This window comes from Pseudomonas sp. AM8, assembly GCF_036346475.1.
Classification (GTDB): Bacteria; Pseudomonadota; Gammaproteobacteria; order Pseudomonadales; family Pseudomonadaceae; genus Aquipseudomonas; species Aquipseudomonas marginalis.
On sequence record NZ_JAOTNX010000009.1, the window covers coordinates 178,474 to 198,683 of the forward strand.

The 20,210-nt window shown below is 61.1% G+C and carries 18 protein-coding genes; 8 read left to right on the top strand and 10 right to left on the bottom strand.

What is annotated here, in order from left to right; all coding sequences use genetic code 11:
- The 4 genes from hrpB to V3W40_RS21550 form a co-directional block, all read right to left on the bottom strand.
- Window positions 1-2,508, bottom strand: coding sequence for an ATP-dependent helicase HrpB (gene hrpB / locus V3W40_RS21535; RefSeq protein WP_330215631.1), 2,508 nt, complete (start codon window positions 2,506-2,508; stop codon window positions 1-3).
- A 53-nt stretch (window positions 2,509-2,561) separates the two neighbouring features.
- Window positions 2,562-3,326 (bottom strand): hypothetical protein, encoded by a 765-nt coding sequence (locus V3W40_RS21540; protein ID WP_235865611.1) that lies wholly within the window; start codon window positions 3,324-3,326, stop codon window positions 2,562-2,564.
- Between the two features lie 155 nt (window positions 3,327-3,481).
- Window positions 3,482-4,954 carry an HsdM family class I SAM-dependent methyltransferase gene (locus V3W40_RS21545; protein WP_065924988.1) on the bottom strand — a complete coding sequence of 491 codons (1,473 nt, stop codon included), beginning with the start codon at window positions 4,952-4,954 and terminating at the stop codon, window positions 3,482-3,484.
- Window positions 4,947-5,519, bottom strand: coding sequence for a restriction endonuclease subunit S (locus tag V3W40_RS21550; protein ID WP_065946567.1), 573 nt, complete (start codon window positions 5,517-5,519; stop codon window positions 4,947-4,949). Before V3W40_RS21550 ends, V3W40_RS21545 begins: the two co-directional genes overlap by 8 nt.
- Before the next feature lie 241 nt (window positions 5,520-5,760).
- On the opposite strand from V3W40_RS21550, the gene V3W40_RS21555 reads away from it, so the two are divergent.
- Both V3W40_RS21555 and V3W40_RS21560 read left to right on the top strand, forming a co-directional pair.
- Window positions 5,761-6,180, top strand: a complete 420-nt coding sequence (locus V3W40_RS21555) for a hypothetical protein (protein WP_027605268.1) — start codon at window positions 5,761-5,763, stop codon at window positions 6,178-6,180.
- A gap of 9 nt (window positions 6,181-6,189) precedes the next feature.
- Window positions 6,190-7,095 carry a cation diffusion facilitator family transporter gene (locus V3W40_RS21560; RefSeq protein ID WP_065924986.1) on the top strand — a complete coding sequence of 302 codons (906 nt, stop codon included), beginning with the start codon at window positions 6,190-6,192 and terminating at the stop codon, window positions 7,093-7,095.
- A gap of 22 nt (window positions 7,096-7,117) precedes the next feature.
- Here the strand turns inward: V3W40_RS21560 and V3W40_RS21565 are convergent, their stop codons facing one another.
- Window positions 7,118-8,149, bottom strand: coding sequence for a DUF6515 family protein (locus V3W40_RS21565; RefSeq protein ID WP_330215632.1), 1,032 nt, complete (start codon window positions 8,147-8,149; stop codon window positions 7,118-7,120).
- A 431-nt stretch (window positions 8,150-8,580) separates the two neighbouring features.
- Here V3W40_RS21565 and V3W40_RS21570 point away from each other — a divergent pair, with 431 nt between their 5' ends.
- The gene (locus V3W40_RS21570) at window positions 8,581-9,060 is read left to right on the top strand and encodes an Lrp/AsnC family transcriptional regulator (protein ID WP_003194418.1); all 480 of its coding nucleotides are present in this window, start codon (window positions 8,581-8,583) and stop codon (window positions 9,058-9,060) included.
- Between the two features lie 227 nt (window positions 9,061-9,287).
- Window positions 9,288-9,497, top strand: coding sequence for a DUF2788 domain-containing protein (locus V3W40_RS21575; RefSeq protein WP_025999909.1), 210 nt, complete (start codon window positions 9,288-9,290; stop codon window positions 9,495-9,497).
- Here the strand turns inward: V3W40_RS21575 and V3W40_RS21580 are convergent.
- The 4 genes from V3W40_RS21580 to V3W40_RS21595 all read right to left on the bottom strand — a co-directional run bounded on the left by V3W40_RS21580 (window position 9,492) and on the right by V3W40_RS21595 (window position 15,935).
- On the bottom strand, window positions 9,492-10,127 hold the full coding sequence (locus V3W40_RS21580) for a pseudouridine synthase (protein WP_092488475.1): 636 nt from the start codon (window positions 10,125-10,127) through the stop codon (window positions 9,492-9,494). The genes V3W40_RS21575 and V3W40_RS21580 overlap by 6 nt on opposite strands.
- Window positions 10,128-10,198: 71 nt before the next feature.
- Window positions 10,199-11,671, bottom strand: a complete 1,473-nt coding sequence (gene amn / locus V3W40_RS21585; protein ID WP_024077553.1) for an AMP nucleosidase — start codon at window positions 11,669-11,671, stop codon at window positions 10,199-10,201.
- A gap of 114 nt (window positions 11,672-11,785) precedes the next feature.
- Complete coding sequence (locus V3W40_RS21590) at window positions 11,786-13,441, bottom strand: acyl-CoA dehydrogenase family protein (protein ID WP_330215633.1); 1,656 nt, start codon at window positions 13,439-13,441, stop codon at window positions 11,786-11,788.
- 103 nt (window positions 13,442-13,544) lie between these two features.
- On the bottom strand, window positions 13,545-15,935 hold the full coding sequence (locus V3W40_RS21595) for a hybrid sensor histidine kinase/response regulator (protein WP_330215634.1): 2,391 nt from the start codon (window positions 15,933-15,935) through the stop codon (window positions 13,545-13,547).
- A gap of 275 nt (window positions 15,936-16,210) precedes the next feature.
- On the opposite strand from V3W40_RS21595, the gene V3W40_RS21600 reads away from it, so the two are divergent.
- The 4 genes from V3W40_RS21600 (at window position 16,211) to V3W40_RS21615 (ending at window position 19,746) form a co-directional block, all read left to right on the top strand.
- A complete protein-coding gene (locus tag V3W40_RS21600; protein ID WP_065924982.1) occupies window positions 16,211-17,008 on the top strand; it encodes a hydroxymethylpyrimidine/phosphomethylpyrimidine kinase in 798 nt (265 codons plus the stop codon).
- Window positions 17,009-17,040: 32 nt separating this feature from the next.
- Complete coding sequence (gene thiE, locus V3W40_RS21605; protein WP_065924981.1) at window positions 17,041-17,670, top strand: thiamine phosphate synthase; 630 nt, start codon at window positions 17,041-17,043, stop codon at window positions 17,668-17,670.
- 11 nt (window positions 17,671-17,681) lie between these two features.
- Entirely contained in the window at window positions 17,682-18,965 is a 1,284-nt protein-coding gene (hemL, locus tag V3W40_RS21610; protein ID WP_330215635.1) for a glutamate-1-semialdehyde 2,1-aminomutase, read from the top strand.
- 226 nt (window positions 18,966-19,191) lie between these two features.
- Complete coding sequence (locus V3W40_RS21615) at window positions 19,192-19,746, top strand: tetratricopeptide repeat protein (protein WP_065924979.1); 555 nt, start codon at window positions 19,192-19,194, stop codon at window positions 19,744-19,746.
- 8 nt (window positions 19,747-19,754) lie between these two features.
- Here the strand turns inward: V3W40_RS21615 and V3W40_RS21620 are convergent, their stop codons facing one another.
- A complete protein-coding gene (locus tag V3W40_RS21620) occupies window positions 19,755-20,081 on the bottom strand; it encodes a DUF1820 family protein (RefSeq protein ID WP_003215457.1) in 327 nt (108 codons plus the stop codon).
- Window positions 20,082-20,210: the final 129 nt, after the last annotated feature.

The window sequence follows — 20,210 nt, forward strand, 5'->3', positions numbered from 1 at the left end:
TTACTTTCGGGGTTTGATCCGCGCGGTCGGCTCGGCTATCAGCGGATCATCCGGCCAGTAATGCTTGGGATACCTGCCCTTCAGATCCTTCTTCACTTCGGCGTAGGTACTGCGCCAGAAGTTCGCCAGATCCTGGGTCACCTGCACCGGCCGCCGCGCCGGGGACAGCAGGTGCAACTTCACCACTTGGCGCCCGCCGGCAATGCGCGGGGTGTCGGCCAGGCCGAACAGTTCCTGCAAGCGCACCGCCAGGATCGGCGGCTGTTCGCTGTAGTCCAACCGCACCGATGAACCCGATGGCACCTTCACATGCTGCGGTGCCAGTTCGTCCAGGCGCTGGGGCAGCGGCCAGGGCAGCAGGTTGTGCAGGTAGCTGGAGATATCCAGGTTGGCGAAGTGACTCAGGCGCGAGACTTTGCCCAGGTAGGGCATCAGCCAGTGCTCCAGGCCGGCGAGCAGGGCGCTGTCGCTGACGTCGGGCCATTCGCTGGTTTTGCCGGCGTCCAACTGGCGCAACAGCAGGACGCGGGATTGCCATTGGCGCAGTTCCGGGGTCCAGGGCAGCAGCTCCAGGCCTTTGCGCCGCACCAGGTTGACCAGCGCCTGGCTGCGCGCGGCTTCGTCGAGGCCGGTGAGCGGTTCGCGGCTGAGCACCAGTTCACCGACTTTGCGCTGGCGTTCGGCGCGCAGCACGCCTTCGCGCTCGTCCCAGTCCAGTTGATCGACGTTGCGCACTTGTTCCGCGAGCACCGTGTCGAACAGCGCCGGATCGAAGTCCGCCGCCAGATAAATACGCTCTTCACGCTGGCCCTGGCGGCTGCCGAGGTCGGCGATCACCAGCCAAGGTTGTTTCATCAGGCTGTCGGCCTCGGCGAATAATGCCGCGCGGCCATTGGCCAGGCGATATTCGGCACCGCCGGGGCGACGTTGCTGGGCGACACGGTCCGGGTAGGCCAGCGCCAGCAAGGCGCCGAGCCAGCGCGGGTGGTCGGGGTCGGCCACCGGCCGGGTCGCCTGGCCTCTCAAATGGCCACGGTATTGCCGCGCCAGTTGCTTGGCGCGTTGCACGCCGCCTTGAGTACCGCGCGCACGCTCTTCACCGGACATCAGCGCCAGGCGGCTGTGCAAATCCGCGCCGCCACCACGCAAAATATCGCGCTCGCCCAACAGTGCCGCGACATCACAGGCCGTGGCCGCCAGCCCCAGGTCCTGCCCGCGCAGCAACAAATGGGCGATGCGTGGATGGGCCGGCAGCTCGGCCATCTTCTGGCCATGTGCCGTGAGTTTTTCGTCATTCAAGGCCCCGAGGCGTACCAGCAAATCCTGGGCCTGGGCATAGGCGGCGGTGGGTGGCACATCGAGCCACACGAGCTGTGGGGGCGTGACGCCCCAGCGCGCCAGCTGCAAGGCCAGGCCAGCGAGGTCGGCGGCGAGGATTTCCGCACTGCCATACGCGGCCAGCCCTTCATGCTGGTCTTCGGACCACAACCGATAACACACCCCCGGCTCCAACCGCCCGGCCCGGCCCGCGCGCTGGGTGGCGCTGGCGCGGGAGATGCGCTGGGTGTCGAGGCGGGTCATGCCGCTGCCGGGGTCGAAACGCGGCACCCGCGTCAACCCGGCATCGATCACCACACGCACGCCGTTGATGGTCAGGCTGGTCTCGGCGATGTTGGTGGCGAGCACCACTTTGCGTTTACCGGCCGGTGCCGGATCGATGGCCGCGCGCTGGGCGTTGAGGTCCAGCTCGCCATGCAGCGGGCAAAGCAACACGTCAGGGCTATTCCCCAGGGCGTCGGCCAGTTGCTGGTTGACCCGGCGAATTTCCGCCTGACCCGGCAGGAACACCAGCACGCTGCCGGTTTCATCGTGCAGGGCTTCGAGGATGGTTTGCACCACGCGCGGCTCGATAAATTCACCGGCCTGGTACGGCCGCCCCCAACGCATCTGCACCGGGAACATGCGCCCCTCGCTGCGCAGGATCGGCGCATCGTCCAGCAGGCTGGCCAGGCGCTCGCCTTCAAGGGTGGCGGACATCAGCAGGATTTTCAGCGGTTGCTCGTCGCGAAACAGGTCGCGGCCGTTCAGGCTCAAGGCCAGTGCCAGGTCGGCGTCGAGGCTGCGCTCGTGGAATTCGTCGAAGATCAGCAGACCGACACCGTCCAGTGCCGGATCGTCCTGCAAACGACGGGTGAGGATGCCTTCGGTGACCACTTCGATGCGCGTGTTGGGCCCGACCTTGCTGTCGAGACGGATGCGATAGCCGACGGTTTCACCGACTTTCTCCCCCAGTTCGCTGGCCAGGCGTTCCGCGGCGGCACGGGCGGCCAGGCGTCGGGGTTCGAGCATCAGGATGGTCTGCCCCGCCAGCCAAGGCTCATTCAACAAGGCCAAGGGCACGCGGGTGGTTTTACCGGCGCCGGGCGGCGCTTCCAGCACGGCTTCATGGCGATTCGCCAAGGCGTCACGCAGGGCGGGTAAAACATCATCAATGGGCAACGAATTCATACTGGCTCCCGAATAGGTCGGGAATGATAACAATGCCCTTTCTAATGCACGACTCAAAACGGTCGCGCTTTCAGAACCTCCATTACACGCTGAGCCTGGAGCATCATGGATGCCGTATCAGAACAACGGAACTCGACCAGCTCACAAATTTTCTGTAAATCGCTGTGGAGATTGCGATTGAAAATAGGCTCGTGATGGGCAATTCGATTTCGCAGGTGGCGTATCGTCTCCAAGTCGCAAGCAATTCGCTGTCGATGGAGTTTCACTGATCCACTGGGATCAAGGTTGGGAAACAATTGGAAAAGATAGGGCTCCCATAGCCGCTGATCATTTCGCTTGGTGAATTGTTTTTCCCAAAATACATTTTTGAGCTCTGTAACAACGCCACCCGTTGTTCGGTGCTTTTCACGGGTTCGACCCAGGTCCATCTTCGCGTCGTATCTCGCCCCTGCGCCAGTAGGAAGGCTGCGCAACAGGCCAACACTCCACGGCCATTCAGACCCGTATCTAAGAATCAGCGCCTCGGAGACAGCATTTCGTACAACCACTTCGCAGATATGTAAGGGGATCAGAAAGACACCGGATACTTGCGCATTCCATGCATAAAGCTCTACTGCACGCTCTATTGGCAAACCCGCACCCACAGTGGCCGACTCATACGTCGCAATTCTTGCCTCTGAAAGAGACGCTCGCAAGGCTTGAAGGTGGCGCATCTCGGGTACAGCTCCCATAAAGAGAATAGGCTCCAAGCCCGCAATCTGCGCCGCCGCAGCCATCTCTGGCTGGACGGCGCACGTAGCTGTCGATGACAATGACATTGACGACATCCCAGTACTTCCCTATAGTCGACTCACTAGCCGAGGGACTTGTTGGCGAAAGCCTCCCCCCACGGACGTACGAAAGTGATTCAAAAAAAGGCCCACCCTTCGGTGGGCTTTTTTGTTTCTGATGATTTTCACCGATCCGTTAATGATCAGACATGACCGACCCACTCACGAAGCTGTGTCAACCTCGCCTCAAGTGTTTCAAGTTCTGTTTTGAGTTGAGCACGCTCCGCCCGCAAGATCGCTAAATCAATTTGCTCTTCATCCTCGGCTATCTCGACATAGCGGGCCACATTGAGGTTGTAATCATTCGCTTCAATTTCCGTGCGTGAAACCAGCGTTGCATAACGCTCTACACTTTGGCGGTTATCGTAAGTCTGCTCAATTCGATCCAGATCAGCATCGCGCAGCGAGTTCCAAATCTTTCCTGGCTGGAAATCACGACTGGCATCTATAAAGAGCACATCATCACCCGACTTGTTCTTACGCAGAATCAGAATTGCCAACGGGATTGATGTGTACGACAGCATTTTGGCCGGCAGACCAATCACTGCATCAACCAAATTCTCTTCGATAAATTGCTTTCTGATTTGCAGCTCTGCGGCGCCTCTGAAAAGCACCCCCAGAGGCACGAGCACAGCCATGCGCCCAACTTCAGATGCGAGCGTTTCAACCATGTGGCTTATGTACGCGTAGTCACCCGAAGTGCGCGGAGGAACACCTCGCCAAAAACGCCGATATCCATCTCTCTCAGCATCTTCATGGCCCCAGTCCCGAACGGAAAAGGGAGGATGAGAGACCACCACCTGAAACTTAATCAGATCGCCGTTCGCCTCCACCAACTTTGGATTGCGTAGCGTATCTCCCCACTCCAGCCGAAAATGGGTTTCACCGTGAAGGATCATACTCATCCGCGCCAACGATAAAGTACTGCCGTTAGCTTCTTGCCCATAGAGTGAACACCCCCACGTGCAAGGCGATTTCAGAGCATATTCGTTGCAGGCAATCAGTGTGGAAGCCACGCCACAAAACGGATCACTTATGCGTTCACCCCCTACGGGCCGCATCAAACGAGCCATCAACCTGGAAATCTGCGGCGTCGTGAAAAACTCACCACCTCGCTTACCACTGTTGCTTGAGGCATGCGTCAAAACCGCGTCACACGCCCAAGCTGCAGCCTCTTTCGCGCCATCTCGAACAGGGCGAAAATCCAGCGCGTCACAATTTAATGCGTGAAGCAGGCTACCCAGGGCACGGTCTTTTGGCGTCTCATTACCCAGTACGATGGAGTCGAAATCTATGCCCAGAAAGGCATCTTTCAATTCGTAATTAGCACTCTGCAATGCAGCAAGAGCCTGGTTCAGACGATTGCCATTTCCCGGCTCGCGAGCATTGCTCAGTAATCGATAGAAGTCCGCTTTCTCAGGCACAATAAAGCGCGCGTCCTCCATCGCTTTATGTTCTTTGCGAGGCTCGTCAAGAAGCACATCGGACAAGTACTTGAGCAAGAGCAGCGCCATGGTGAAGCTGACGCTTTCAATCGGATCACCGTACCCGCGAAAGACATCGGCACTTCGCAAAACAGCCTCGTCAATTTCACCTTTCCTGTCTTGATCAAGCATGGCGAACCCCCTCTCGCAAAATGAGGTTAGTGAGAAATGTCGTTTCCAATCGATCAAGCTCGCTCAAACGGTGCCTGATAGCGGCCATCTTTTCCGTGGTCTCGTCCATTTCAGCAATTTGCTTTTGCCTGTCCATCGCCGGAACTTCGATTTCCAAGGAAAGCAGGGCCGATTTGGTGAGTGCCTTAATGCCGGTACCCGTCAACATCACACTTATCTTTACCTGCGTTGCGGGCTGATTGAGATACCAGGCAAGGAAACGACCATTCAAGTTGGCTTCGGGGGTAATTACGTTCAACTGCCCCATTGGAAACACAGGCTCTTCAGCGCCCTCAAAAAACCAGGCTTTGTAATAGTCTCCGCGTGAGGGCAGGACAACGTCGCCTGGACGCAGGCAATGGGACAGATATTTTTCATCCAGCCACACGCGAGGGAGTTCATGCCAATGCAGTGGCTTGCTTGATACCAGGTCTCTGATCGCTACCGCACGCACATTGCCGTCTGGATTTTCCTGAGGTGGGTTGCTTCTAAAAACCACTGCCGTGCGAATTTTGGTAAGCTTCATAAGGTCAACGCTGTAGAGCTCTTCTGTAATGTTGCGGCAATATATGTCACGGCCTGCATAACAAGCAAGCAGTAGATTGCTACTGCATATAATTATTTGTGACGTTTCAGATTGTTTACGGCGTTCCAAGTATCAGATGTTGATGCCGACGGCATAAGTCCAAGAGCACCACGCACATTCAAGCCCAAGCGTTATTTTTAGCCTCTTTTGCGAGCAAGCTCGCTCTTACAGGAGATTTTCCATGCGTATCGCTTCCCGTGTCATCGGCGGTGTCCTCGCCGTCACCCTGCTGAGCCAACTCACCGCCTGCGGGTCGATTTTCTACCCCGACCGCCGTGGCCAGATCGATGGCAAGATCGACCCGACCATTGCCGTGCTCGATGCCGTGGGCCTGTTGTTCTACGTGATCCCTGGCCTGATCGCATTCGGCGTCGACTTCGCCACGGGCGCGATCTATTTCGAACCCGGCAAGACTGCCCAGGTTGACCCGGAAAAACTCCACGAAGCCATCGGCGCCGACGGCAAGGTCGACAACGCCAAGCTGCAAAGCATCATCCAGAAGGAAACCGGTCGCACCCTGCCGCTGGACGATCCACGCATGATCCAGTTCAAGGGCAGCGTGCAACAACTTGCGCTCCTGGGCCTGCAACCCGCCGCCTAAGGATCGTTTATGACCAGCAGTCCCGAACACGCCCGGCTATTACGCCTGGCCACCCGCGCCTCGGTGGGCGTGGCCTGTGCGTTGATCGTCACCAAGGCGATTGCCTGGTGGCTCAGCGGCTCGGTGAGCATGCTCGCCGGGTTGACCGACTCACTGCTCGATGGCGTGACCTCGCTGCTGAACCTGCTGGCCGTGCATTACGCCCTGCGCCCGGCCGATGACGATCACCGTTACGGCCATGGCAAGGCGGAGTCGCTGGCGGGCATGGCCCAGGCGTTGTTCATTGGTGGCAGTGCGGTGTTGATCGCCTTGCAGGCCTACGAGCGCCTGCAGCATCCGGAACCGGTTGGCGCGCCGTGGCTGAGCATTGGGGTGATCGTGTTTTCCCTGGTACTGACCGTGGCGCTGCTGATGCTGCAACACCGGGTTGTGCGCGAAACCGGCTCCAATGCCGTGCGAGCGGACTCGTTGCACTACCGCTCGGACCTGCTGCTCAACGGCAGCATCCTGGTGGCGCTGGTGCTGGCGGGCATAGGCTTTCATCAAGTCGACGCCTGGTTCGGCCTGGGCATCGCCGCCTACATTTTGTGGAGCGCAATCCAGATCGCCAGGGAAAGCTTTGCGGTGTTGATGGACGAGGAACTGCCGCCGGACGTCAGCCAGCACATGCTGGAACTGGCGCGAAGCGTACCGGGGGTGTTGGGTGCCCATGACCTGCGCACGCGCATCTCCGGCAACCACTGGTTCGTGCAGTTGCACCTGGAACTACCGGGGGAGCTGACGCTGTCAGTGGCCCACGGCATCAGCGACCAGGCCGCCGATGCCATTCACGCAGCCTACCCGCGCGCCGAAGTGCTGGTGCATGCGGATCCTGCGGATCAGGTACAAGCTGCAAGCTATAAGCCGCAAGCTTGAAGCTTGAAGCTTGCAGCTGTCCCTATTGCACCTGATACCCGCGACTGCTCAGGCAGTTGCCCTGGGCCTGGCGGTAGGTTTGCACCACCGCCGGGTCAGGCGCGTAGGTGACGGCCTGCGGGTCGAAGCCGCTTTGTTGCACTGCCCAGCGATAACAGTCGTAGCCGTCCTGCTGCACTTGCGCCGGTGACTGCCCGTTGGCGGGATAGGCCACCACATCATAACCATTGCCTTGGGGTGCTGGCTGCGGTGCCAGCACTTGCGTCGGCGGTTGTACCACTACGTATTGCTGGGTGCTTTGTTCGTAGGCGTAGTAGGCGCCGGCGGCCAGGAACAGCAGCGAACCACCCACCCACACTTCACGCGCGTAGTCGGGCAAGTAATGCACGCGGATGCCATACGGCGGCGCCACGACCACATAGCGCGGGCCTTGGGGGCGGTACCAGTAGCCGCCGGAGAAGAAGTAATCCTGGCCACGGTACGGCACGCGGTAATTGCGGTCGGGGAAGCGGTCGACGGTATAACCGGGACGATATTGCGGGCCAGGGCCCCAGCCGTTGCCATGGCCATCGGGGCGACCTGGCCAGCGGTTATCGTTGGGATGCCCGTTGTAGCCCGGCCGCGAACCTGGGCCGCCGGCCTCCCAATTGCGGTTGTCGTCGTTGCGTCGAGGAATGTCACGGTAGTAACCCTGACGCGGCTCCTGGGTCTGGCGCACGGTATCGGGGCGACTCTGGATCGGCAGGTTATTCGCAGGCTGCGGGGCTGGCCGAGGCTGTTCGGCACCTGGCGGGCGACCTTGCCACTGCCCGCCGTGGGGCGGTTGCTCGGCACGATCAAAATGCGGGTTCTGTGGACGGGGCTGATTGTTTTCCGGCCGGGGTTGATTGTTCTGTGGACGCGGCTGGTTATTCTGCGGGCGCGACTGTTCGTTACCCTCCGGCCCTCTTTCATGCTGGCCGCCCCCCTCAGGGCGCGGCTCGTCGGCCATCACTTGCGTGCCGACGGTGACTATCAGCAAACCTACACCTGCCATACGCCAGATGCGCTTCATGCTATTCCTCACTGCGGATAAGGGCCTGGAAGGTCCGGCCTCATAGATAAGACTGGAAAAGCCTCACCCGGTTCTGAGACAGGTTATCAGTCACAAGAACAATTTTCTTAAGGTAAAAGAAAAGGGGTGACCCGTCGGCCACCCCTTGAGAACTTCGTCCATGCTCAACGCTTTTGACGTTGGCTCACCTCACGCCGTCTTGTGGACAGTGTGCAGCCTGGAGGCCGGCTCGACCCTGCTGGGGTGGCGGCCGCAGCACGCCTGATTGGGCGAGCTGCTGTGGACTGTTGTCCAGGCGGTGATTCTGTTGATAAAGATACAGGCCAGCGCCGGACAGATGATTGCGAAGATTGCGTCAATAAACAGTGCTTGCGCAATTTTTAACCCTTCATGGATAATTCACCGCAATAGTTACGACAAAGGCCAACCCAATGAGCAAGCTTGACCGATACGACCTGAGTATTTTGGCGGAATTGCAGCGCGACGCGAGGATCTCCAACCAAGAGTTGGCCGAGCGTATCGGCCTGTCGCCTTCGCCCTGCTCGCGCCGGGTCAAGCAGTTGGAGGACGACGGCTACATCGCACGCCAGGTCGCCCTGCTCGACCGCAAGATGCTCGGCCTGAGCCTCACGGCCTATGTGCTGATCGGCATGGACCGCCACACCCCCGAGCGTTTCGAGAACTTCGAGGCGGCCATCCGCACCCTGCCCCAGGTGCTGGAATGCAGCCTGGTCACCGGGATGGATGCGGACTATCAGTTGAAAGTGGTGGTGCCGGACATGGACCATTATCAGAAACTGCTGCTGGGCCACCTCACCCGGATCGAAGGCGTGACCAGCGTGCGCTCGAGCTTTGTGCTGAACCAGGTGCTCAACAGCACCGAGCTGCCGCTGACCCACCTGCGCACCTGATCCCATGAACAATGAAGATCAAATGTGGGAGGGGGCTTGCCCCCGATGGAGTATCAGTCACCAGATACACAGCCTGACACACCGCTATCGGGGGCAAGCCCCCTCCCACATTTGGCCTGTGTTCCAACAGTGAAGTCTGCGTGCGACGCACCGACGCAGGTCAATGTTGCGCCTATGGCACTGCCGTATACTTGCCGCCTGCCCCGTTGGAAGAGCCCATGAACAACATCGACCCCGCCCTGTTCGAAGAATGGATGATGACCGGCCTGGTCACTATCCTGATCATTTTCATGGGCTTTATCGTCTGGGACCTGGCGAAGAAATCCAAGGCCGGGCGCTTTGGTTCGTTCATCCTGTTTTTCGTACTGGGCCTGGGCGTGGCCGCGTTCATCATCAAGAGCGTGGTGATCGGCCTGATCGAGTCCGGCGCTTTATAAACGCGCGGGTACTTCCTTCCATTGGCCTTGGTCCAGGCCGTCGATTGTCCAATCGCCGATACGCACCCGCACCAGGCGCAAGGTCGGCAGGCCCACGGCGGCGGTCATGCGCCGAACCTGGCGGTTACGCCCCTCTCGAATCACCAGTTCAAGCCAGTACGTCGGTAGGTTTTTGCGAAAGCGCACCGGCGGGTTGCGTGGCCATAACGCCGGCTCATCCAGACGCCGGGCCTCGGCGGGCAAGGTTTTGCCGTCGTTGAGTTCTACGCCGTCGCGCAGGCGTTGCAGCAATGCTTCGGTGGGTTCGCCCTCCACCTGCACCCAGTAGGTTTTCGCCAGCTTGTGCTTGGGGTCGGCAATACGCGCCTGCAACTGGCCGTCGTTGGTCAGCAACAACAGACCTTCGCTGTCACGGTCCAGGCGACCTGCCGGGTAGATGCCGGGGATGTCGATAAAGTCCTTGAGCGTCGCACGCCCGCCTTCGTCGCTGAACTGGGTCAGCACATCGAAGGGTTTATTGAACAGGATCAACTTCGGCTCGGCCGGCGGCGCCTTGGCAACACGGCGCGCGGCAGAATACGGAGGTTTCACGCCAGGGCGGCGCGAATCGGGACGGGGGGGACGGGACATGGCAAAGGAACATCTAACGGTCAGGACCGACAATGCTAGTGGCCTGACCGCTAAATGACCATCCCAACCGCTTAGCGGAACGGCGGCTCGTCGAAGCTGCGCAGTTTGCGCGAGTGCAACGAGTTGAGTTCGGTGCGCAACAGGTCCACCGCCTCGATGCCGATCTTCAAGTGCTGGCTGACCGCGCGTTCGTAGAACGCGTTGGCCGAGCCCGGCAGCTTGATCTCGCTGTGCAGCGGCTTGTCCGACACACACAACAACGTGCCGTACGGTACGCGCAAGCGGTAGCCCTGGGCAGCGATGGTGCCGCTTTCCATGTCCACCGCCACGGCGCGGGACAGGTTGATCAACGGCCGTTCCTGGGCCCAGCGCAGCTCCCAGTTGCGGTCGTCGTAGGTCAGCACGGTGCCGGTACGCAGGCGTTTTTTCAGCTCTTCGCCTTTCTCACCGGTGACATTCGCCGCCGCCTGCTGCAAGGCCATCTGCACTTCGGCCAGGGCCGGGATCGGGATGTTCGGCGGTACCACCCGGTCGAGAATCCCATCGCGGCGCATATAAGCGTGGGCCAGTACGTAGTCGCCGATGGTCTGGGATTGGCGCAGGCCGCCACAGTGGCCAATCATCAGCCAGCAATGCGGACGCAGCACCGCCAGGTGGTCGGTGATGTTCTTGGCGTTGGACGGGCCGACACCGATGTTCACCAGGGTCACGCCGTGGCCATCGCTGGCCTGCAGGTGATAGGCCGGCATCTGGTAGCGGTGCCACACTACGCCGGCGGCAATCGCCGAGGCTTCGCCGTGGTCCATGCTCTTGTCGATGATGACGTTGCCCGGCAGCACCATGCGGATAAAACGCGGGTCGCTGCGCAATTGTTCCAGGCCATGCAGGATGAACTGGTCGACATAGCGGTGGTAGTTGGTCAGCAGGATCCACGGCTGCACATGGCGCCAGTCGCTGCCGGTGTAATGCACCAGCCGACGCAGGGAAAAGTCCACGCGCGCCGCATCGAACAGCGCCAGGGGCAGCGGGTCGGTGTTTTCCCAGTCGTAGAGGCCATCGGCGATGCCATCGGTGGCGGCCGACAGGTCGGTGCTGGGGAACACGCGCGCCAAGGTCGCGGCGGTCACACCGGAGCCGGCCAGTTCGTCGCCCTGCTCCACCACGTACGGATAAGGAATGTTCTGCTGGCTGACGCCCACTTCCACGGTCACGGTGAAGTCGTGCATCAGCGGCACCAGTTGTTCCAGCAAATACTTACGGAACGCCGCCGGATGCGTGACGGTTACGCTGTAGGTCCCGGGTAACTGGACCTTGGCATACGCCCGGGTAGTCTGTGGGACTTCGCCGTGGCAGTGGTAAGTCAGGCGCAGTTCCGGGTAGCGAAACAGCGCGCGTTGTTCGGCGTCGGGTTCGACGCGGTCCTTGAGGTATTGCTTGAGGGCTTGATTGAGCGCGCCGGTAGCCCGCTCATGCAGGGCCGCCAGCCGATCCACGGCTTCTTCGGCGGTTTGAACGACAACAAAAGCTTCGGTCACGGTAAGCATCCTGTGTTCTGACTTGCAGGCCTTTATCTTGCCTGTATCCCTGTCAGACGCAAACCTTGAATTGGAGTGCCCTCTCAAGATGGCTGCAAGCCCCCTCCCACATGTGGACCGTGTTTATTCAGGTACATTGGGACTTGAGCGCGCGACGATGGCCCCGACATCGACGCCACGCGGCAAGGTGCCGTAGACGCGGCCAGACGACTGGCCCAAACGGCTGGCGATAAAACCATCGCTGACCGCCGCATGACCGGCCTCCAGCAGCAACTTGGCCTGTAGCGCCACGGCAATATCCTCGGTCAACTGCCGCGCGCGGTACTGGATGTCCTGGGTGTCCATGAACGCCGACTTCAGGTGTTCGATATGCCGTGCCAGCTGCTTATCTCCATGCCCGTCACCGAGTTCGACAAACAGCGCTTCCAGCACACCGGGCTCCTTGGAGAGTGCGCGCAGCACGTCCAGGCATTGCACATTGCCGGAACCTTCCCATGTCGAATTCACCGGTGCCTCACGGTACAAGCGCGGCAGGATGCTGTCCTCCACGTAGCCCGCGCCGCCCATGCATTCGGCGGCTTCGTTGATCATTGCCGGGGCGCGCTTGCAGATCCAATACTTGCCCACCGCCGTCACCAGCCGAGCGAACTTGGCTTCCCGCTCATCGCCCAGATTGTCCAGGGCGCAGCCCATGCGCATGCTCAAGGCGAGCGAGGCTTCGCTTTCCAGAGCGAGGTCGGCCAGCACGTTTTGCATCAGCGGTTGCTCGCTGAGCACACGGCCACCGACCCGGCGATGAGCACAGTGATGGCTGGCCTGGGTCAGCGCCTGGCGCATCAACGCACTGGAACCGACCATGCAATCGAAACGCGTCATGGCGACCATCTCGATGATGGTCGCCACGCCACGCCCCTCTTCACCGATCATCCAGGCCAGGGCCCCACGAAACTCCACTTCACTGGACGCATTGGAGCAGTTGCCCAATTTGTTTTTCAGGCGCTGGATATAGAACTCGTTGCGGGTGTCATCCGGGCGGTGCCGGGGCAGCAGGAAACAGGTCAGGCCTTTGTCGGTCTGGGCCAGGGTCAGGAAGGCATCGCACATCGGCGCGGAGCAGAACCACTTGTGACCGACCAGCTCATAGGCTTGCCCGGGCCCGCCGGCGCCCACCGGATAGGCGCGGGTGGTGTTGGCGCGCACGTCGGTGCCGCCCTGCTTCTCGGTCATCGCCATGCCGATGGTTGCACCGGCCTTGTGGGCAATGCCGACATTGCGCGGGTCATAGTGGGTGCTGAGGATTTTCGGCAGCCAGGTCTGCGCCAGGTCCGGTTGCAAGCGCAGGGCCGGGACGCAAGCGAAGGTCATGGTCTGCGGGCAGCCGGTGCCGGCCTCAGCCTGGCTGTGCAGGTAGGTCATGGCCGCACGCGCCACATGGGCACCGGACTGTGGATGGGCCCACGGCAACGACGGCAGGCCATGCTCGACCGCGGAGCGCATCAGCTCGTGGTAGGCCGGGTGAAACTCCACCAGGTCGATGCGATGCCCATACCGGTCATGGCTGCTGAACACCGGTTTGTTCTGGTTGGCCAGGAACCCGGCCGCCATCAGCGGCCCGCCGGCCAACGCCCCGTAGGCATCGATGCGCGCCTGCGCCCAGCCGGCGCCAAAGCGCCGCGACCAGTCTTGCAGGGGCACGTCGATGCGGTACAGGTTGGTGCCGTCCAGGGAGGGCGGCTGGTTGGTGACGTCGTGGGTTTCGGCGAACTGATGCAGGTTCATGACGGGCCTCCTGGAAAAAGGCCCTGTCGAATGCACACCTACCCAGAAAGAAAGGCGCAGATCGATTGAGGCCGGTTTTTTCAGTTAAGCACCGTCATCCGGGTTAAAAAAGTGGCATACCCGCCGAATGCCCGGCGCTTTCGCCCTCGAGCGCGCTCAACAAGTGGCGCTCCAGTACCGCCTGCAGCGCCTCGAAGCGCACCGGCTTGGCCAGGCGGTCGGTGATGCCGATGCCATGACCGCGCTCGCGCTCGGACGTATTCAGCGACGTACTCAAGGCGATCACGGGCAATTCACCGCAGCCCGGCAGTGCACGAATCTGACAACACAACGAGAAGCCGCCTTCGGGCACATCCAGCAAGACCGCGTCAAAGCTTTGCCCCTGCAAGGCCGCCAACGCCGCCGGGCCGCTGTCCACGGTTTTCACCCGGTAACCCAGCTTGAGCAACATGCCGCGCACCGCCAACTGGCCGACGCTGTTGTCATCCACCAGCAATACCGCGCAATCCTGGGGCGCGCGTTGCCGGCCGGGCACCGGTTTTGCCTCGATCGGCACCGGGCTGACGTTCACGTCCAGCTGGAAGCGGCTGCCCTTGTGCGGCTCGGAATGATGGGTAAGGCGCCCGCCCAACAGCTCGATCAATTGCCGGCAGATGGCCAGGCCGATGCCCAGGCCGCCGTATTCGCGGGTCATGGAGCCATCGAGTTGGAAAAAGCGCTGGTACAAGGTCGCCTCGTCAAGGAAGGCGAAGCCAATACCGGTGTCGGTCACAATGAAGCTCAGGCGCACATCGCCGTCACTGTGAGGCACACCCACCACCCGCAGGCGCACGGAACCTTCGCGGGTGAACTTGAACGCATTGTCCAACAGGCAATCCAGGCACTGGAGCAGTTTGTCGACGTCACCCACCACACGGTCCGGCAGCTCATCGGCCACATCGATGGAAAATGCCAGGCCTTTGCCTTGGGCGCTGGTGTTGAATTGCTGGCGCAAGGTGTCGAGCACGCCGCGCAGGCTGAACACCCGAGGCTGGGCACTCAGGCGCCCGGCCTGCAATTCGGTGAGGGTGAGGATGCCGTTCACCATGCGCATCATGTCCCGTGCCGAACCGGCGGCCGTTTGCTGGTACTGCGCCAGGTCGTCGTCCAGCGGCACCGTTTGCATCAGCTCAAGGGAGCCGATCACACCGTTCATGGGCGTGCGCAGTTCGTGGGTCAGCGTCGCGAGGAATTCATCCTTGAGACGGTTGCTGCGGGCCAGTTGCTGGTTGAGCACTTCGAGCTTCTGGCTGGCATCGAACAGGATCTGTGCCTGTTGTTCACGCATGGCATTGATGCGGTCGGCGAGGGCCAGGGATAGCAGCGCCACTTCAATCGCCGAGCCGATCTGGCTGGCGTACATGGTGAGGAACACATTGGGCAGGTAGCCCAGTACCATCAGCGTGTTCACCACCCCGCCCAGCAGGAACGCCGACCAGGCGATGATGAAATACCGCGCCACTCGCTGGCCGCAGTACCAGGCCTTGATGGCGGCGACGAAGATGGTCACGGTGAATACCAGCGCCAGGCCGGTCGCCAGGCGCAAGGCCAGGGCGTAGCTGGTCAGCAGCGCCAGCGCCATCACTGCGCCGCCGCACACCGCCAGTGCCAGCAAGAGCCGGTTGAGCCAGCGGCTGTGCTGCGCGGTATGCAGGAAGCTGCGGGCGAACAGGCTGCCGAACAGCGCCGCCGAACCGATCAGCAACGGCACCGCCGCATTCGCCCACCACGGGCTGTTCGGCCAGAAGTACTGCACCGCCACGCCATTGACCGACAGTTGGTACAGGCCAAACGAGGCGATATAGAGGATGTAATACAGGTAGCTGGTGTCGCGCACGCTGAGGTAGATGAACAGGTTGTAGACCAGCATCCCCAGCAGGACGCCATAAATCACCCCCAGCACAGACAGGCGCAGCGGTTGTTGCTCCAGGTAAGCGGTGCCGGCCCAGAGCGTCAACGGCGCCTGGATCGAGCCCTCGCTTTGCAGGCGCAGGTAGAGCGTTTGCTGCTGGTCGGGCACGAAATTGAGCTTGAACAGGTAGTTGCTCTGGCTGACTTCACGACTGGAAAAAGGCAGCGCACTGCCGGTACGGCTGGCCAGCCGATAGTTACCGGTGCCATCGTTCTGGTACAGGTCCAGATGATTCAGCGGCGGGTAAGCCAACTCCAGGAACCAGGTGCGGGGGGCACGGGGGTCCCTGGCCACGTAATGCAGGTCGACCTTGAGCCAGAACACCGAGCGCGAATAGCCGGCGTTGAGGGTGGCGTTGTCATGGTGCTTGAATTGAGCAGCGTAGGCGGGGGAGCTTACTTCGGCGATGGTGAGGGCATTGGTGGGGTCTTCGAGCACTTGCATGGCTCGGCCCAGCGGCAGGCTTCGGGTGTCCTGGTTGAACTCGATGGCGCTGGCGAGCATCGGCAGCCCGCACAACAATAAGATCAGCAAATAGCGCATAGAGCCCCAGCGTGGCCTGTCCGGTTATGTCAAAAGCCCCCATTCCTTTTGAGAAGACGTACACCGGCGGTACAGTTAAGTTGTTTGAATCCACTTTAGCATAGCCGCTAAAGGCCATTGGACACCATTGAAATAATTTTTTGAAAGGCTCTAGAACAAGGCTTTCAGCGCGTTTCATCGACGAGAAAACACCAAAAAAAGCGGCGTTTTCGCGACAACATTCAACCATCGCCCGAAGGCCCCGCCAAAAGCGTTTGGTGGTAAGCTCGCGCACCATGAATATCTACAGCTCTCGCCCCGTTGTCCTCTGTCTCTCCGGCCATGATCCCAGTGGTGGCGCCGGCTTGCAGGCAGATATCGAAGCCCTGCTCGCCCAAGGCTGCCATGCGGCCCCGGCCGTCACTGCCCTGACCGTGCAGAACACCGTCAATGTCAGCGATTTCCGCGTACTGGACCGTGAGTGGGTACTGGCCCAGGCCAATGCCGTACTCGGTGACTCCGACGTGGCGGCGGTCAAGCTGGGCATGCTCGGCTCCACCGCAATGGTCGACACCGTGGTCGAACTGCTGCAGGCGCACCCGCACCTGCCGGTCGTGTGCGACCCGGTGCTGCGCGCCGGCGGCGGCGGCAGCCTGGGCAAGGACGAAGTCGGCTATGCCATGCGCGAGCGGCTGCTGCCGCTGTCGCTGATCGCCACGCCGAACCTGCCTGAAGCCCGTATCCTCGCCGAACTGCCCGAGGGCACCGCCGACGAATGCGCCGAGAAGCTGTTGCCGTTCATCAAGCACCTGTTGATCACCGGCGGCCATGGCGATGAGCACGAAGTGCACAACCGCCTCTACAGCCGTGATGGCACGCGCCAGACCTTTACCTGCCAGCGCCTGCCCGGCAGCTATCACGGTTCGGGCTGCACCCTGGCCAGCGCCCTGGCCGGACGGATCGCCCAAGGCGAAGGGCTGGTGAGTGCGGTGCAGTCGGCACTTAACTACACTTGGCGCACCCTGCGTGACGCCGAACAACTCGGCCAGGGCCAGTTCGTACCGCGCCGGCTGCCGCTGGATTTCTGCTCGTAACTATCTGCTCTTAACAGCAAGAGGCCTGCCCGATGAAACTACGTGGCCTTTACGCCATTACCGACAGCCAACTGTTGGCCGGCAAGTTCCTCGCCTATGTCGAAGCGGCATTGGACGGTGGCGTGACCCTGCTGCAGTACCGCGACAAAAGCAGCGACGAAGCCCGGCGCCTGCGCGAAGCGGAAAAACTGCGGGAGCTGTGCTCGCGCTACAAGACCCAGCTTATTATCAATGATGACTTCGACCTGGCCGCGCGCCTGGGCGTCGGCGTGCACCTGGGCCAGACCGATGGCCCACTGACGCCGGCCCGTGCGTTGCTCGGTTCCAAGGCGATCATCGGCGCCACCTGCCACGGCCAGATCGAACTGGCCGAACAGGCGGCAAAAGAAGGCGCCAGCTATGTCGCCTTCGGCCGCTTCTTCAATTCCAACACCAAGCCGGGCGCTCCGGCCGCCACCGTTGAAATGCTCGCCGAGGCCCGCAAGCGCCTGCATGTGCCGATCTGCGTGATCGGCGGCATCACCCTGGAAAACGCCGGACCGCTGGTGGCCCATGGTGCCGACCTGCTGGCCGTGGTCCACGGCCTGTTCGGTGCCGACAGTACCCAGGAAGTCACGCGCCGCGCCCGCGCCTTCAACGACCTTCTTAAAATTTCAGTTTAGAGAGCCCGATCATGTCTCGTTCCGAAACCCTGTTTGCCGATGCCCAGAAACACATCCCCGGCGGTGTGAACTCCCCCGTGCGTGCGTTCAAAAGCGTGGGCGGCACGCCGTTGTTCTTCAAGCATGCCGAAGGCGCCTACGTCACCGACGAAGATGACAAGCGCTACGTGGATTACGTCGGCTCCTGGGGCCCGATGATCCTCGGCCACAGCCACCCCGACGTGCTGGACGCAGTGCGCAGGCAACTGGAACACGGCCTGTCCTACGGCGCACCGACCGCCATGGAAACCGAGATGGCCGATCTGGTCTGCAGCATCGTGCCGTCGATGGAGATGGTGCGCATGGTCAGCTCCGGCACCGAAGCCACCATGAGTGCGATTCGCCTGGCCCGTGGTTTCACCGGCCGCGACAGCATCATCAAGTTCGAAGGCTGCTACCACGGCCATTCCGATAGCCTGCTGGTCAAAGCCGGTTCCGGCGCGCTGACCCAAGGCGTACCCAGCTCGGCCGGCGTACCGGCAGCGTTCGCCAAACACACCCTGACCCTGCCGTTCAACGACATCGGCGCCGTCGAGCAGATGCTCAGCGAAGTCGGCCAGGACGTAGCGTGCATCATCGTCGAGCCAGTGGCCGGCAACATGAACTGCGTGCCGCCCGCCCCGGGCTTTCTGCAAGGCCTGCGCGAACAGTGCGACAAGCACGGCGTGGTGCTGATTTTCGACGAAGTGATGACCGGCTTCCGCGTTGCCCTCGGCGGTGCCCAGGCGCACTACGGCGTCACGCCGGACCTGAGCACGTTCGGCAAGATCATCGGTGGCGGCATGCCCGTGGGCTGCTTCGGCGGCAAGCGCGAGATCATGCAGCACATCGCGCCGCTGGGCCCCGTGTACCAGGCCGGCACACTCTCGGGTAACCCGCTGGCCATGGCGGCCGGCCTGACCACCCTGCGCCTGATCAGCCGCCCGGGCTTCCATGCCGAGCTGACCGACTACACCACCCGCCTGCTGGACGGCCTGCAACAGCACGCCGACGCCGCCGGTATCCCGTTCGTGACCACGCAAGCGGGCGGCATGTTTGGCCTGTACTTCAGTGGTGCCGATGACATCGTCACCTTTGATGATGTGATGGGCAGCGATGCCGACCTGTTCAAGCGCTTCTTCCACCTGATGCTGGAGGGCGGCGTGTACCTGGCACCGAGTGCCTTCGAAGCCGGCTTCACCTCGATCGCCCATGGCGATGCCGAGCTGAAACTGACACTGGATGCCGCCGAACGCGCCTTCGCCGCACTGAAATAAGCCGGAGCAAAAACCTGACGTCGCTGTGGGCGGCGTCAGATTTGCTACTTTGCCTACAGGGATTTCCTTATTTTTCCGAGAATTTACCTGCAATCCGGCAGATAACTTGCCCAAGCAGCAGAAAAACGAGTAAAGACTTTGTAAGCAGAGGCCTGCTTATTTCATAATGCGCGCTTATTGGATCCCGAGAGGGTCCGCGCGCCCCGTCAGAGGTAAGTCGATTCCCATGAAACGCACCGGCCGCACCCTGGTACTGGGCTGCCTGTTGCTCCTTCAGCCGCTGCTGGCACATGCCCAGGCAGGCGGCAACTCGTTGTTAATCCCAGCGATGGGTCGCTGCACCCTCAATACCCAGCCAGACAGCCAGGCCGAAGCCCTGAGCGCGTGTCAGAAACAGGCCGACGGTGGGGATGCGCAGGCGCAATACGAGTTGGGCGAGTACTACCACGACAGCAAAAACCCCGCCCGTGACCTCAACAAAGCCTTGAGCTACTTCGAGAAAGCCTCGCTGCAGGGCCACGCGCAGGCGCAGTTCCAGCTCGGCACCATGTTCTTCAAAGGCGAAGGCGTGCCGGCCAATAACGTCCAGGCCTATATCGTGCTGAAAATGGCCGCGGTCAACGGCGCCGAAGACGCGCTGGACACCGCCGACGAAGTCGCCGAGCACATGCAACGCGATGAATTGGAAGTGGCCACCCAAGTACTGGGGCAGATTTTCCGCAACTACCTGCTGGAACTGCAGAGTGCCGATGGGCGCTCGCCCTTCTCACCCCTGCCCTGACACCCAGCCTATTTCTCAGGCATCGGCATCGGAAACGGCATGACATTGCTCATGCCCCGGGCTTCGCTGATCTTCGGCGTGCCCAGGCGCTCGACTTCGTCGATGCGCACGATCGAATGCATCGGCACAAAACTGCGCACCACGCCTTCGAACTGGGCCTTGAGCTTTTCCTCGCCCGGGTCGACGACCAGCTGTGTGCGCTCGCCAAAGACGAACTCTTCCACTTCCAGGAAACCCCACAGATCACTTTGATAGATCTGCTTGGCGTACATTTCGAACACCTGGCCCTGGTTGAGGAAAATCACCTTATAGATTGGAGCTTCACGTTTGGTCATGGTGGGTGAGGAACACATGGGGGATATAAAAGAGGGCGCGAACTATAGCATGGCACCCGATGCACAGTGCTAGGAACCGATGGGCATGACCCCTATAATGCGCGGTTCTTTACCACCAGTTGACGATTC